General features: G+C 72.6%; 1 pseudogene (only partly in view). It reads left to right on the top strand.

The annotated features are described in order from the left end of the window. Positions 1-17,025, top strand: a pseudogene (locus B9D87_RS27915) (non-ribosomal peptide synthase/polyketide synthase) (it extends 14,281 nt beyond the left edge of the window). Positions 17,026-17,161: the final 136 nt, after the last annotated feature.

Below are 17,161 nucleotides of genomic sequence, written 5' to 3' on the forward strand. Positions count from 1 at the left end.
GCGCGCCCCTGGCGCCGGGCTCGGCCGCCGACGGGCCGGTGCCGATCGGGTCCCCGGTGACGGGGGCGGCGCTGTTCGTCCTCGACGAGTCGTTGCGGCCGGTGCCGCCCGGCGTCGTCGGTGAGCTGTATGTCGCCGGATCCGGTGTGGCCGCGGGGTATGTCGGCCGGCCCGACCTGACCGCGTCGCGGTTCGTCGCCTGCCCGTTCGGCGGGGCCGGCACCCGGATGTACCGCACCGGCGACCTGGTGCGCTGGAACGCCGATGGCCAACTGCAGTACTTCGGGCGCGCCGACGAGCAGGTCAAGGTTCGCGGCTACCGCATCGAACTCGGCGAAATCCAGTCCGCGTTGGCCGGACTCGACGGCGTCGAGCAGGCCGTCGTCATCGCCCGCGAGGATCGCGCCGGCGACAAGCGCCTCGTCGGCTACGTCACCGGCAGCGCCGACGCGGCCGCGGCGCGCACCGCGCTGGCCGAGCGGCTGCCCGCCTACATGGTCCCCGCCGCGGTCATGACCCTCGACGCAATGCCGTTGACCGCCAACGGCAAGCTCGACACCCGCGCCCTGCCCGCACCCGAATACACCGCCGGCGAATACCGCGCCCCGGAAACGCCCACCGAGGAAATCCTGGCCGGCATCTACGCCGAGATCCTCGACGTCGAACGGGTCGGCGTCGACGACTCCTTCTTCGACCTCGGCGGCGACAGCATCTCCGCCATGCGCCTGATCGCCGCGATCAACGCGAGCCTGGACGCCGGCCTCGCGGTGCGCGTCGTGTTCGAGGCGCCCACGGTGGCCCAGCTGGCACCCCGGATCGGCGAGGGCGGAACCGGACTGGACCCGTTGACGGCCGGTGAGCGGCCCGCCGTCGTCCCGCTGTCGTTCGCGCAGAACCGGTTGTGGTTCCTCGACCAATTGCAGGGCCCCTCACCGGTTTACAACATGGCGGCCGCGCTGCGGCTGGACGGCCGCCTCGACGCCGAGGCGCTCGGTGCGGCCCTGGGCGACGTGGTGGCCCGCCACGAGAGCCTGCGCACCCTGTTCGCGGCCCCGGAGGGGACCCCACATCAGGTGGTAATCCCCCCGGACAAGGCCGATTTCGGCTGGGAGATCGTCGACGCCGGCGGCTGGTCGGCAGGCCAGCTGGACGAGGCGATCGGCGAGACGGCCCGCTACACCTTCGACCTGTCGGCCCAAATCCCGTTGCGGGCAGAGCTTTTCCGGATCCGCGACGACCAGCACGTGCTGGTGGCCGTGGTGCACCACATCGCCGCCGACGGCATGTCCATCACCCCGCTGGTGCGCGACCTGGGGGTGGCGTACGCCGGCCGGGCCGCCGGGCGCGGACCCGACTGGACGCCGCTGCCGGTGCAGTACGTCGACTTCACGCTGTGGCAGCGCGCGCAATTCGGCGACCTGGACGACGGCAACAGCCGCATCGCGGCCCAGCTGTCCTACTGGGAGGACGCCCTGGCCGGGATGCCGGAGCGGGTGCAGTTGCCCACCGACCGGCCCTACCCGCTGGTGGCCGACCAGCGCGGCGCCACGGTCGAAATCGACTGGCCGACCGAGCTGCAGCGGCGCGTCGGCGAAGTGGCGCGCCAGCACAACGCCACCAGTTTCATGGTCGTTCAGACCGCGCTGACGGTGCTGCTGTCCAAGCTCGGCGCCAATCCCGATGTGGCGGTGGGCTTCCCGATCGCCGGGCGGCGTGACCCCGCGCTCGACGAGCTGGTGGGCTTCTTCGTCAACACCCTGGTGCTGCGCGTCGACCTGACAGAGCTAGGCGGCGATCCCACGTTCGCCGAGGTGCTGTCGCAGGTGCGCCAGCGCAGCCTGTCCGCCTACGAGCACCAGGACGTGCCGTTCGAGGTGCTGGTGGAGCGGCTCAACCCGACCCGGAGCCTGACGCATCACCCGCTGGTGCAGGTGATGCTGGCCTGGCAGAACTTCGCCGGGCACGACAGCGGTCCCGCGGCCGGGCTGTCGCTGGGCGACGTCGACGTGACGCCGATCCCGGTCGACACCCAGACCGCCCGCATGGACCTGACCTTCTCGATGGGCGAGCGCTGGACCGACGGCGGCGAACCCGACGGCATCGGCGGGACCGTCGAATTCCGCACCGACGTCTTCGACGCGGCCAGCATCCGGGCGCTGATCGACCGGTTGCGGCGCGTGCTGCTCGCGATGACCACCGATCCCGCGCGGGCGGTCTCGTCGGTCGACCTGCTCGACGACGCCGAACACGCCCGGCTCGACGAGATCGGCAACCGCGCCGCGGTGACCGGATCGGCGCCCGAAACCGATTCCGTCCCAGCGTTGTTCGCCGCCCAGGCGGCCCGCACCCCGGACGCCGTCGCGCTGGTCTGCGACGGCCGCTCGCTGACCTACCGCGAGCTGGACGAGGTCTCGAGCCGGCTGGCGCATTGCCTCGTGGAGCGGGGCGCCGGCCCGGGACAGATTGTGGCGCTGCTGTTTTCGCGGTCGGCCGAGGCGATCGTGTCCATCCTGGCCGTGCTCAAGTCCGGGGCGGCCTACCTGCCGATCGACCCCGCGCTGCCCGAGTCCCGGATCGGTTTCCTGCTCGGCGACGCCGCGCCCATCGCCGCGATCACCACCGCGGAGCTGACCGACCGGTTCGACGGCCACCACGTCAAGGTCATCGACGTGAACGACCCGGCCATCGGCGACCGGCCCGCCACCGCGCTGCCGGCACCGGGACCGGAGCACCTCGCCTACCTGATCTACACCTCGGGCACCACCGGTGTCCCCAAAGGCGTTGCCGTCACGCATCGCAACGTCACCCAGCTGCTGACGTCCGGCGACTCGGGTCTGCCGCGCACCGGCGTGTGGTCGCAATGGCATTCGCTGGCGTTCGACGTCTCGGTGTGGGAGATCTTCGGCGCCCTGCTGCACGGCGGCCGGCTGGTCGTGGTGCCCGAGTCGGTGGCGCGCTCACCCGAAGACCTGCACGCGCTGCTGGTGGCCGAACAGGTCAGCGTGCTCAGCCAGACCCCGTCCGCGGCCGGAGCGCTCTCGCCCACCGGGCTCGACTCGGTCACCCTGGTGGTGGCCGGCGAGGCCTGCCCGTCCGAACTGGTGGACCGGTGGGCGCCGGGCCGGGCGATGATCAACGCCTACGGCCCCACCGAGGCCACGGTGTACGCCGCCATCAGCGCGCCGCTGGGGGCGGGCTCGCCGGGCGTGGTGCCGATCGGCTCCCCGGTGCCGGGCGCGGCGTCGTTCGTGCTCGACGAATGGCTGCGGCCGGTGCCCCGGGCGTGGTCGGCGAGCTGTATGTCGCCGGCGCGGGCGTGGCCTGCGGCTACTGGCAACGCCCCGGCCTGACCGCGGCGCGGTTCGTGGCGTGCCCGTTCGGGGCGCCCGGGGCGCGCATGTACCGCACCGGCGACCTGGTGCGCTGGCGCGCGGACGGGCAGCTGGACTACCTGGGCCGCGCCGACGAGCAGGTCAAGATCCGCGGCTACCGCATCGAACTCGGCGACGTGCGCGCGGCGCTGGCCTGGGTGGACGGCGTCGAGCAGGCGGTCGTGGTGGCCCGCGAGGACCGGCCCGGAGACAAGCGCCTGGTCGGTTACGTCACCGGCACCGCCGACCCGGCCGCGGTGCGTGCCGCGCTGGCCGAGCGGCTGCCGGGCTACATGATCCCGACCGCCGTGGTGGTGATGCAGGCCCTGCCGCTGACCCCCAACGGCAAGCTGGACACCCGCGCCCTGCCCGCGCCCGACTACCAGGACGCCGACCGGTATCGCGCCCCCGACAACGCCATTGAAGAAATCCTGGCCGGAATCTTCGCCCAGGTGCTCGGCATCGAGCGCGTCGGCGTCGACGACTCCTTCTTCGACCTCGGTGGCGACAGCATTTCGTCGATGCAGGTGGTGACGCGGGCGCGCGCCGCCGGCCTGGTGTGCAAGACGCGCGACATCTTCGTCGAGCAGACCGTGGCCCGGCTGGCCCGGGTGGCCGAAGTCCTCGACGCCGACTCCGCCGTGGCCGACGAGGGGCTCGGGCCGGTGCAGGCCACCCCGATCATCCGGTGGCTGCAGGACGTGGAAAACGCCGGCGGCCGCGTCGACCAGTTCAACCAGGCCATGCTGGTGCAGGCGCCCGCCGCGGTCACCGAGGCCGACGTCGTCGCGGTGCTGCAGGCGCTGCTGGACCGCCACGCGATGCTGCGGCTGCACGTCGACAGGGACGCCGCCACCGGCTGGTCGCTGACCGTGCCCGAGCCCGGCTCGGTGGACGCGCGCGCGTGCCTGCACGCGGTGGACGAACTGTCCGACGAGGCGGTCATCGAGGCGCGGTCGCGGTTGAACCCGGCCGCAGGCGTGATGCTCAGCGCGGTGTGGGCGAACGCCACCCGGCAACTGGTGGTGATCGTTCACCACCTGGCCGTCGACGGTGTTTCCTGGCGAATCCTGTTGCAGGACTTGAACATCGCGTGGGCTCAGCATCACGGCGGGCAGCCCGTGACGCTGCCCGCCGCGGGCACCTCGTTCGCCCGGTGGTCGGAGCGGCTGGCCGAACGCGCGTACCACCGCGACGTGGTGGATCAGGCCGACGCCTGGAGGCGGGTCGCGTCGGCGCCCGCGGTGTTGCCCCCGGTGCGCGCCGACGTGGACACGTTCGCCACCGCCGGACACCTGTCGATGGAACTCGACGCCGAGACCACCCGCACGCTGCTCGGTGACGTGCCCGCCGCGTTCCACGCCGGCGTGCAGGACATCCTGCTGATCGCGTTCGGGCTGGCATGCGCGGAGTTCGCCGGCGATTCCGGCGCGCCGATCGGCATCGACGTCGAAGGCCACGGGCGCCACGAGGAACTGGCCCGCGACGTCGACCTGTCCCACACCGTCGGCTGGTTCACCACCAAGTACCCGGTTTCCCTTGCGGTGCACGGTGTTTCGTGGGCTCAGGTCGCTTCCGGCGGCGCCGCGCTGGGCGCGGTGCTCAAAGACGCCAAGGAACAGCTGCGGGCCCTGCCGGATCCGCTGAGCTACGGGCTGCTGCGCTACCTGAACACCGACGTCGACCTGGACGCCCCGGAGCCCCCGATCGGCTTCAACTACCTGGGACGCCAGGGCGGCCTGGGAACCGGCAGCGCCGAGCTCACCGACGCCATGTGGCGCCCCGAACCGGACGGCTGGTCGGTCACCCGCGCCGCGACCGCGATCCCGATGCCGCTGATGCACACCGTCGAGCTGAACGCGGTCACCGTCGACGCCGAGGACGGCCCGCAGCTGCACGCCAACTGGACCTGGGCGCCCTCGGCGTGCAGCGACGAGCAGGTCACCCGCCTGGGCCGGCTGTGGTTCGAGGCCCTGGCCGGCATCTGCGCGCACGTGCGCTCCGGGGGCGGCGGCCTGACGCCGTCGGACATCGCGCCCGCCCGCCTGAGCCAACAGCAGATCGATCAGCTTGCGCGGCAGCACCACATCGCCGACGTGCTGGCGCTGACCCCGGTCCAGCACGGCCTGCTCTTCCACGCCAACACCGCGCAGGCGACCGACGACCTGTACGCGGGACAGCTGGACATCAGCGTCACCGGCCCGCTCGACCCGGACCGGCTGCGCGACGCCGTGCAGGCGATGATCGACCGCCATCCCAACCTGGTGGCCCGGTTCTGCGACCGGTACGACGAGCCCGTCCAGATCATCCCGGCCGACCCGGCGGCGGCCTGGCAGTACCTCGAGCTGGACGGCGACGCCGACGCCGAGGGGCGGGTCGCGCGGCTGTGCGCCGCCGAGCGCGCCGCGGTCTGCGGCGACCTGGCCGAGCAGCCGGCCTTCCGCGTGGCGCTGGCCCGCACCGCCCCCGAGCGCTACCGGCTGGTGTTGACCAACCACCACATCGTGCTCGACGGCTGGTCCATGCCGATCCTGCTGGGGGAGATCTTCGCCGGCTACTACGGCCAGCGCCTGCCGGCGTCCGCGCCCTACCGCGGCTTCGTCGACTGGCTGGCCGGACGGGACATCGACGCCGCCCGCGCGGCCTGGGCCGAGGTCTTCGCCGGCTTCGACGCCCCGACCCTGGTCGGCCCCCGGGCCGCACCGAGCTCGGGCCGCAAGGCGTCGAGTCGTTCGCCCTGCCCGCCGAGCTCAGCCAGGCCGTCACCGACCTGGCCCGCGCGCGCCACACCACCGTCAACACCGTGCTGCAGGCCGCCTTCGCGCAGCTGCTGTGCGGCCTGACCGGCCAAAGCGACGTCGTGTTCGGCACCACCGTGTCCGGCCGTCCGGCCGAGGTCGCCGGCGCGGACACCATGGTGGGCCTGCTCATCAACACCGTTCCGGTGCGGGCGAACATCACCGCGACCACCACCACCGCCGAGCTGCTCGACCAATTGCAGGGCGCGTACAACCACACGCTGGACCATCAGCACCTGGCGCTCAACGAGATTCACCGCATCACCGGCCAGGACCAGCTGTTCGACACCCTGTTCGCGTACGAGAACTATCCGATCGACGCCAGCGCGCTGTCGGCCGACCAGGAGCTGGCCGTCACCGACATCACCAGCCGGGAATCGACCCACTACCCGCTGACCGTGCAGGCCCAGCCCGGCGAGGAACTGCGCTTGCAGGTCGAATACGACACCGACGTCTTCGACGCGGCGCGGATCGCAACCTTGATCGAGCGGCTGCGGCGCCTGCTGGTCGTCATGACCACCGACCCGGCGCGGCGCTTGTCCTCGATCGACCAGCTCGACGACGCCGAACACGACCGGCTGGACGCGTGGGGCGACCGGGCCGTACTGGCCCAGCCCGGCACGTCGGCGTCCATCCCGGCCTTGTTCGCCGCGCAGGCGGCGCGCAGCCCGCGGGCCGCGGCGGTCACCTTCGAGGGCCGGTCCATGTCGTACCGGGAGCTCGACGAGAAGTCGAACCGGTTGGCGCACTTGCTGATCGAGCGTGGTGTGGGCCCGGGCGAGGCCGTGGCCCTGCTGTTCGGGAAGTCGGCCGACGCGATCGTGGCGATCCTGGCGGTGCTGAAAACAGGCGCGGCCTACCTGCCCATCGATCCGGCGCTGCCGGCGGCCCGCATCGACTTCATGCTCACCGACACCGCGCCGATGGCCGCGATCACGGTCGCCGCGCTGGCGGACAAGCTGGACGCCCACGACCTGATCGTCATCGACATCAACGACCGTGCCGTGGCCCGCAAGCCCCGCACGGCCCTGCCGGCGCCGGCCCCCGAGCACGTCGCGCACATCATCTACACGTCGGGCACCACCGGTGTGCCCAAGGGCGTGGCCGTCAGCCACCGCAACGTGACCCGGCTGTTCGATGCGCAGGCCGTCGGCGTCACGCTGTCGGCCGACCAGGTGTGGACCCAGTTCCACTCGTACGCCTTCGACTTCTCGGTGTGGGAGATCTGGGGCGCGCTGCTGCACGGCGGCCGGCTGGTGGTGGTGCCCGACTCGGTGGCCCGCTCGCCGATGGAATTCCACGCCCTGCTGGTCGCGGAGAAGGTCACCGTCTTGAGCCAGACCCCGTCGGCGGTGCGGATGCTGTCGCCGCAGGGTCTGGAGTCCGCAGCGCTGGTGATCGGGGCCGAGCCCTGCCCGCCCGAGCTGGTGGACCGCTGGGCGCCCGGACGGACGATGCTCAACGTCTACGGTCCGACCGAGGCCACCATCTTCTCGTCGATGAGCACGCCGCTGGCCGCGGGCTCGGGCGCGCCGCCGATCGGCTCGTCGGTGCCCGGGGCGGCGCTGTTCGTCCTGGACGGCTGGCTGCGCCCGGTGGCGGCCGGCGTGGTCGGCGAGCTGTACGTCGCCGGTCGCGGCGTCGGCTACGGCTACGTGCGGCGGCCCGGGCTGACCGCGACGCGGTTCGTGCCCTGCCCGTTCGGCGAGCCCGGCTCGCGCATGTATCGCACCGGCGACCTGGTGTGCTGGGGCCCCGACGGGCAGCTGCAGTACTTCGGCCGCGCCGACGAGCAGGTCAAGATCCGCGGCTACCGCATCGAGGTCGGCGAGGTGCGCTCGGCGCTGGCCGCGCTGGACGGCGTCGAGCAGGCGGTCGTCATCGCCCGCGAGGACCGACCCGGTGACAAGCGCCTCGTCGGCTACGTCATCGGCGACGCCGACCCGGCCGAGGCCCGCACGCAGCTGGCCGACCGGCTGCCCGGCTACATGGTCCCGGCCGCGGTGGTGGTGCTCGAGGCGCTGCCGATGACCCTGAACGGCAAGCTCGACATCCGCGCCCTGCCCGCCCCCGAATACTCCGCGGCCGGCTACCGCTCGCCGACCACCCCCACCGAGGAGATCCTGGCCGGCATCTACGCCCACGTGCTCGGCGTCGAACGCGTCGGCGTCGACGACTCCTTCTTCGACCTCGGCGGTGACAGCATCTCCGCGATGCGGGTGATCGCGGCCGTCAACAGCGCCATGGACGTCGGCGTCGCGGTCCGCGTGATCTTCGAGTCGCCCACCGTCGCCCAGCTGGCGCCGCGCATCGGCGAGGACTCCGGCCGGCTGGACCCCCTGGTGGCGGGCGAGCGGCCGGCGGTGATCCCGCTGTCCTTCGCGCAGAGCCGGCTCTGGTTCCTGGACCAGCTGCAGGGACCGTCGCCGGTGTACAACATGGCGGCGGCGCTGCGGCTGCACGGGCGCCTCGACGCCCGGGCGCTGGGCGCGGCCCTGGCCGACGTGGTGGCCCGGCACGAGAGCCTGCGCACGGTGTTCGCCGCGACCGACGACACGCCGCAGCAGGTGGTGATCCCGGTCGAGCAAGCCGATCTGAGCTGGCGGACCGTGAACGCCCGCGGCTGGTCGGCGGGCCGGTTGCGCGAGGCCGTCGACGCCGCGGCCCGCGAGACGTTCGACCTGGCCACCCAGATCCCGTTGCGCGCCTCGCTGTTCCGCGTCGACGACGACGAGCACGTGCTGGTCGCGGTGGTGCATCACATCGCCGCGGACGGCTGGTCGCTGCGGCCGCTGGTGCGCGACCTGGGCATGGCCTACGCCAGCCGGTGCGCCGGGCGGGCCCCCGACTGGGAGCCGCTGGCCGTGCAGTACGTCGACTACACCCTGTGGCAGCGCGCGCAGTTCGGCGAGCTCGCCGACAGCGGCAGCCGCATCGCCGGGCAGCTGGCCTACTGGCAGGACGCGCTGGCCGGCATGCCGGAGCGGTTGCAGCTGCCCACCGATCGGCCCTACCCGCCGGTCGCCGACCAGCGCGGGGCGGCCGTCGAGGTGGATTGGCCGGCCGACCTGCAACAGCAGATCGCGGGGCTGGCCCGCGAGTACAACTCCACCAGCTTCATGGTGGTGCAGGCCGCCCTGGCGGTGCTGCTGTCCAAGATCAGCGCCAGCACCGACGTGGCGGTCGGCTTCCCGATCGCCGGGCGGCGCGACCCCGCGCTCGAGGACCTGGTCGGCTTCTTCGTCAACACCCTGGTGCTGCGGGTGGACCTGGCCGGCGATCCGAGCTTCACCGAGCTGCTGACCCGGGTGCGGGCGCGCAGCCTGGAGGCCTTCGAGCATCAGGACGTGCCGTTCGAGGTGCTGGTGGAGCGGGTCAACCCGACCCGGAGCCTGACGCATCACCCGCTGGTGCAGGTGATGCTGGCCTGGCAGAACTTCGCCGGGCAGGACAGCGAACCGGGCGCCGGGCTGGCGCTGGGCGACGACGTGCAGGTCACGTCGATACCGCTGGACACCCAGGTCGCCCGCATGGATCTGGTGTTCTCGCTGGCCGAGCGCTGGGCCGAGGACAACGAGCCCGCCGGGATCGGCGGGCGGGTGGAGTTCCGCACCGACGTGTTCGACGCGGAGACCATCGAGACGCTGATCGCCCGCCTGCAGCGCGTCCTGGAGGCGATGACGGCCGATCCCACCCGTGCGCTGTCCACGGTCGATCTGCTCGACCGTCGCGAGCACGCCCGCCTGGACGCCCTCGGCAACCGCGCGGTGCTGACGGCGCCCGCCACCGTCGACGCGTCGGTGCCGGCGTTGTTCGCCGAGCAGGTGGCGCGCGTCCCGGACGCGGTGGCGCTGCGCTGCGAGGACCGCTCGTGGACCTATCGCGAATTCGACGAGGCCGCCGACCGGCTGGCCCGCCGCCTGGCCGGACTGGGCGTCGGCCGCGGCGAGCGGGTCGCGCTGCTGTTCGGACGGTCCGCCGAGGCGATCGTGGCGATCCTGGCCGTGCTCAAGGCCGGGGCCGCCTACCTGCCGATCGACCCGGCGCTGCCGGCCGAGCGGATCGGATTCATGCTCGGCGACGCCGCGCCGATGGTCGCGATCAGCACCGCCGAGCTGGCGGAGCGGCTGTATGGCCATCACGTCCCCGTCATCGACGTCGGCGACGTCGATGCCCCGGGCGTTGACGCCCAGCCTGCAACCCCGCTGCCGGCGCCGAGCCCCGACGACATCGCCTACCTGATCTACACCTCCGGCACCACCGGTGTGCCCAAAGGTGTTGCGGTCGCGCACCGCAACGTCGCGCAGCTGCTGGCCTCGGGGGAGTCCGGCCTGCCGCACGAGGGCGTGTGGTCGCAATGGCACTCGCTGGCCTTCGACGTCTCGGTGTGGGAGATCTTCGGCGCGCTGCTGCAGGGCGGGCGCCTGGTGGTCATCCCCGACGCGGTGGTCCGGTCGCCGGAGGACTTCCACGCGCTACTGGTCGCCGAAGGGGTCACCGTGATCAGCCAGACCCCGTCGGCGGCGGACGTGTTGTCGCCCGAGGGACTGGAGTCCGCGGCGCTGGTGGTCGCCGGTGAGGCCTGCCCGGCCGAACTGGTCGACCGGTGGGCGCCGGGCCGCGCGATGATCAACGCCTACGGCCCCACCGAGGCGACGGTGTACGCGGCGGTCAGCGCGCCGCTGCAGGCGGGCGCGGCCGCCAACGCGCCGGTGCCGATCGGCTCCCCGGTGCCCGGGGCGGCGGCCTTCGTCCTGGACGAGTTCCTGCGCCCGGTGCCGCACGGCGTGGTCGGCGAGCTGTACGTCGCCGGCGGCGGCGTCGCGGTCGGCTACTGGCGCCGCGCCGAGCTGACCGCGTCGCGCTTCGTGGCGTGCCCGTTCGGGGCGCCCGGGGCGCGCATGTACCGCACCGGCGACCTGGTGCGCTGGGGCTCCGATGGGCAGTTGCAGTACCTGGGCCGCGCCGACGAGCAGGTCAAGATCCGCGGCTACCGCATCGAACTCGGCGAGGTGCGCTCGGCGCTGGCCGCACTCGACGGCGTCGAGCAGGCGGTCGTCATCGCCCGCGAGGACCGGCCCGGTGACAAGCGCCTGGTCGGCTACATCACCGGGGGAGCGGACCCGGTCGAGATCCGCACCCGGCTGGCCGATCACCTGCCGGCCTACATGGTCCCGGCGGCCGTCGTGACGCTCGAGGCGCTGCCGTTGACGGCCAACGGCAAGCTCGACGTGCGGGCCCTGCCCGCACCCGAATACCGCGACGTCGACCGGTATCGCGCACCCGGCAGCCCGGTCGAGGAGACCCTGGCCGGCATCTACGCGCAGGTCCTGGGTGTCGACCGGGTCGGCATCGACGACTCGTTCTTCGACCTCGGCGGCGACAGCATCTCCTCGATGCAGGTGGTGACCCGCGCGCGGGCCGCCGGCCTGGTGCTGCGCACCCGCGACATCTTCACCGAGCAGACCGTGGCCCGGCTGGCCCGGGTGGCCGGCGTGACCGACGGTGAATACGGCGTGGCCGACGAGGGCGTCGGCGACATCGCCGCCACCCCGATCATCCGCTGGCTGCGCAGCGTCGACGGTCCCGTCGACCAGTTCAACCAGACGATGGTGCTGGCCGCACCGGCCGGCGTCACCGAGGCCGACGTGGTGACCGTGTTGCAGGCCCTGCTGGACCGGCACGCCATGCTGCGGCTGCGCGTCGACGACGACTCCGGCGAATGGTCGCTGCGGGTGCCCGAGCCGGGCTCGGTCGACGCGGCCCAGCGCGTGCATGCCGTCGACGCGCTGTCCGACGCGGCGATCATCGAGGCGCGGTCGCGGTTGAACCCGGCCGCCGGGGTGATGCTCAGCGCGCTGTGGGTGGCCGCCACCCGCCAGCTGGTGCTGATCATTCACCACCTCGCCGTCGACGGGGTGTCCTGGCGAGTGCTGCTGGAAGACCTCAACATCGCCTGGGGCCAGCACCACCACGGGCAACCGATCGCGCTGCCCGCCGGCGGAACGTCGTTCGCCCGCTGGTCCGCGCTGCTCGCCGAGCACGCGTCGTCGCCCGCCGTGGTCGCGCAGGCCGACGCGTGGCGGCGGGTGGCCGCCACGCCGGCCGCCCTGCCGGCGGTTCGGCCCGACGTCGACACCTACGAAACCGCCGAGAACATGGCGGTGACGCTGGACGTGAAGACCACCCGCACGCTGCTCGGCGAGGTGCCGGCCGCGTTCCACGCCGGCATCAACGACATCCTGCTGGTCGGGTTCGCGCTGGCCTGGGCGGAGTTCCTGGGTAACGCCGGCTCGCCGATCGGCATCGACGTCGAGGGCCACGGCCGCCACGAAGAGCTGGCTCCCGGAGTGGACCTGTCCCGGACCGTGGGCTGGTTCACCACCAAATACCCGGTCGCGCTGAACGTCGGCGGGCTGTCCTGGTCGCAGGTCACCGCCGGAGCGCCGGTCCTGGGTGCGCTGATCAAGGACGCCAAGGAACAACTGCGCGGGCTGCCGGACCCGCTGAGCTACGGGCTGCTGCGCTACCTGAACGCCGAAATCGACCTCGACGGCGCCGACCCGGCGATCGGGTTCAACTACCTGGGCCGGTTGGGCGGCGCGGCCGCCGAGCTCTCCGACGAGCTGTGGCGGATCGCCGCGGACGGTTCGTCGGCCACCGCCACCAGCACCGCGGTGCCGATGCCGTTGATGCACACCGTGGACCTCAACGCCGGCACCATGGACACCGCGGACGGCCCGCAGCTGCACGCCAACTGGACGTGGGCGGCCTCGGCGCTGGACCGCGAGCAGGTCGCGCGGCTGAGCCGGTTGTGGTTCGAGGCCCTGGCCGGCATCTGCGCGCACGTCCGCACCGGCGGAGGCGGCCTGACCCCGTCGGACATCGTCCCGGCGCGCCTGGACCAGCAGCAGATCGACGAGCTCGAGCGGCGGCTGCGGGTCGCCGACGTGCTGCCGCTGACGCCGCTGCAGGAGGGGCTGCTCTTCCACGCCGACTCCACGGGGGACAACGGGGACCATCGGGACGACCACCTGTACGTGGTGCAGCTGGACCTCACGCTGACCGGCCCGCTGGACGGGGACCGGCTGCGCGACGCGATGCACGCCGTCGTCGGCCGGCACCCGCACCTGGTGGCCCGATTCTGCGACCAGTTCGACGAGCCGGTCCAGGTCATCCCGGCGGATCCGGCGATGGCGTGGCGGTACCTCGAGTTCAAGCCGAACGGCAGCGAGCCCGATGAGAAGATCCGGCGGCTGTGTGCGTCCGAGCGTGCGGCGGTCTACGACCTGGCCGACCAGCCGGCCGTCCGCGCGGCGCTGGTGCGCACCGGGGACGACCGGCACCGCCTGATCCTCACCATCCACCACATCGTGCTCGACGGCTGGTCGGTGCCGATCCTGCTGAACGAGACGTTCGCCTGCTACACCGGGCAGCGCCTGCCCGCGCCCGCGCCGTATCGCAGGTTCGTCACCTGGCTGGCCGACCGCGACCTGGACGCCGCGCGCGCGGCGTGGGGCGAGCTGCTGGCCGGCTTCGACACCCCGACGCTGGTCGGGCCGCCGCAGCAGCGGGAGCTCGGCGCCCGCGGCGTGCAATCGTTCGCGCTGTCCGAGGACACCACCCGGGCGCTCAGCGAGCTGGCCCGCTCCAGCCACACCACGGTCAGCACCGTGCTGCAGGCCGCGTGGGCGCAGCTGCTGGCCTGGCTGACCGGCCAGCACGACGTCGCCTTCGGTACCACCGTGTCGGGCCGGCCGGCCGAGGTCGTCGGCGCCGAATCGATGGTGGGCCTGATGATCAACACCGTCCCGGTGCGCGCCGACATGACGGCGGCGACCACCACGACCGAGCTGCTCGGCCGGCTGCAGCGCGGTCACGCCGAGACGCTCGACCATCAGCACCTGTCGCTGAGCGAGATGCACCGGATCACCGGTCACGAGAAGCTCTTCGACACCCTGTTCGCCTACGAGAACTACCCGCTGGACACCTCGGCGATGGCGGTCGACCACGAACTGGCGATCGCCGACGTCAACATGTTCGAGCGCAACCACTATCCGCTGACCATGCAGGCCGCGCTGTCCGGCCAGGAGCTGGGCCTGCGGGTGGAGTACGACACCGGCGTCTTCGACACGCCGACCGTCGAGGCGCTCCGCGACCGGCTGGAGCGGGTGCTGCTGGCGATGACCGCCGATCCGGACCGGCCGCTGTCGGCGGTGGACCTGCTCGACGCCTCGGAGCACGCCCGCCTGGACGAGATCGATAACCGCGCGGCGCTGGCCCGGCCGCGGGCCGCGCTGCCGTCGATCCCCGCCCTGTTCGACGCCCAGGTCGCCGACCGGCCCGACGCGGTGGCGATCAACTGGGGCGGCACGTCGATGACCTACCGCGAGGTCGACGAGTCCGCCAACCGGCTGGCCCACCTGCTCGCCGAGCAGGGCGCGGGCCCGGGAGAGTCTGTGGCGCTGCTGTTTTCCCGGTCGGCGCAGGCGATCGTGGCGATCCTGGCGGTGCTCAAGACCGGGGCGGCCTACCTGCCGATCGACCCGGCGGCGCCGGGCGCCCGGATCCGCTTCATGCTCGACGACGCCGCGCCGGTCGCCGCCGTCACCACGGCGGGCCTGCGGTCGCGGCTGAACGGTTCGCGCCTGACGGTCATCGACATCGAGGACCCGCGGATCGAGCGCCAGGCGGCCACCCCGCTGCCGGCACCCGCGGCCGACGGCATCGCCTACGTCATCTACACCTCGGGGACCACCGGCGTCCCCAAAGGCGTTGCGATCACGCATCGCAACGTGACCCAGCTGCTGGAGTCCCTGGACGCCGGCCTGCCGCGGCCGGGCGTGTGGACGCAGAGCCACTCGTACGCGTTCGACGTCTCGGTGTGGGAGATCTTCGCTCCGCTGCTGCGCGGCGGGCGGCTGGTCGTGGTGCCCGAGTCGGTGGCCCGCTCGCCGAAGGACTTCCACGCCCTGCTGGTCGACGAAGAGGTCACCGTGTTGACCCAGACGCCGTCGGCCGTGGCGATGCTTTCGCCCGACGGCCTGGAGTCGGTGTCGCTGGTGATGGTCGGCGAGGCCTGCCCGGCCGACGTGGTGGACCGGTGGGCGCCGGGGCGGGTGATGGTCAACGCCTACGGTCCGACCGAGACCACCATGTGCGTGGCGATCAGCTCCCCGCTGACGCGGGGATCCGGGGCGCCGCCGATCGGCTCGCCGGTGGACGGCGCGGCCCTGTTCGTGCTCGACCCGTGGCTGCGTCCGGTGGCCCCGGGCGTGGTCGGCGAGCTGTACGTGGCCGGCGACGGCGTGGCCGCCGGGTACGTCGGGCGGCCCGGGCTGACGGCCTCGCGGTTCGTGGCGTGCCCGTTCGGGGCGCCCGGGGCGCGCATGTATCGCACCGGCGACCTGGTGCGCTGGCGCGCGGACGGGCAGCTGGACTACCTGGGCCGCGCCGACGAGCAGGTCAAGATCCGCGGCTATCGCATCGAACTCGGCGAGGTCCAGGCCGCGCTGGCGGCGCTCGACGACGTCGACCAGGCCGTGGTGATCGCCCGCGAGGACCAGCCCGGCGTCAAGCGCCTGGTCGGGTACGTCACGGGGACCGCCGACCCCGGCGAGGCGCGCACCGCGCTGGCCGCGAGGCTGCCGGTCTACATGGTTCCGGCGGCGGTGGTCGCGCTCGACACCATCCCGTTGACGCCCAACGGCAAACTCGACACCCGGGCCCTGCCGGCGGCGCAGTACACCGGCGGCGCGTACCGGGCGCCGTCCACGCCCACCGAGCGGGCCCTGGCGGACGTCTACGCCCGCGTGCTCGGCACCGACCAGGTGGGCGTCGACGACTCGTTCTTCGACCTGGGCGGCGACAGCATCTCGGCGATGCGCGTGGTCGCGGCGATCAACGCCGAACTGGGTGTTGACCTGGCGGTACGCACCCTGTTCGACGCGCCCACCGTCAAGGAATTGAGCCAGCGGGTGCGGGCCGAGGCGACGGACACCGACGAGGTGGTTCCCGTGCAGACCCTGAAACAGGGGTCCGGCGTGCCGCTGTTCTGCATCCACCCGGCGGGCGGGGTGAGCTGGCCGTACCAGGTTCTCGGGAACTACGTGGACTGCGCGATCTTCGGCATCCAGCAAATCCCGCAGGCCGACCAGGCCGCTCCGCGCTCCATCCGCGAACTGGCCGAGGTCTACGCCGACCGGATCCAGGACGTCTATCCCGGTGGGCCCTATAACATCCTGGGCTGGTCGTTCGGCGGCGTCGTCGCCCATGAGATCGCGATCGAGCTGCAGCGCCGGGGCTGCGTGATCGGCCGCCTGATCCTGCTCGACGCCCAACCCAGCATCGACGACGGCATCGCCCTGCCGGAGCATGCGCTGAGCGAGCAGCAGGTGCTCGACGACGTCCTGCGGGCCTACGACATCAGCACCGATGCGCACACCGGCCCGCCCACCGACGAGCAGCTGGCGGAGCTGTTGCGCGAGTCGGGGGTCGCGGACATCTCCCGGCACCGGCAGCTCGTCGATTTGCTGGTCGGGAATCTCAACGCCAACATCGAGCTGTACCGGCTGCACGAGCCGGGGTTGTTCGACGGTGACCTCAGCGTCTTCTCCGCGGTGCGGGATCAAAGCGACCGCAGTTCGCTGCTGGTCCGATCCTGGGAGCCCTACGCCTCGGGTGACGTCCTGACGTTCGCCGTGGACTGCACCCACAACGAGATGCTGACCGCCGAGTCGGCCGAGATGTACGGCGAACAGCTGCGGCGGCTGGTTCGCGCGGAGCGGCGCCGCGAACTGGCCCCGCACGAACGGTTCAACGCGGCGTCCGGCGACGACGAACCGACCGCCACGTGACGAGCGTTTCGGGCGGTTCGCGGCGCCGGTGCGATTCAGTTCACACATCCGTCGATCGCGGTGATCACCATGCGTTGATCGCGGCCGCAGGTGGCCCGTTGCAGCGCTTTTGGTGGAGCTCACGCGCGCTGGGAAT

Origin of the sequence: Mycobacterium colombiense CECT 3035, from assembly GCF_002105755.1 — a bacterium.
GTDB classification, from domain to species: domain Bacteria; phylum Actinomycetota; class Actinomycetes; order Mycobacteriales; family Mycobacteriaceae; genus Mycobacterium; species Mycobacterium colombiense.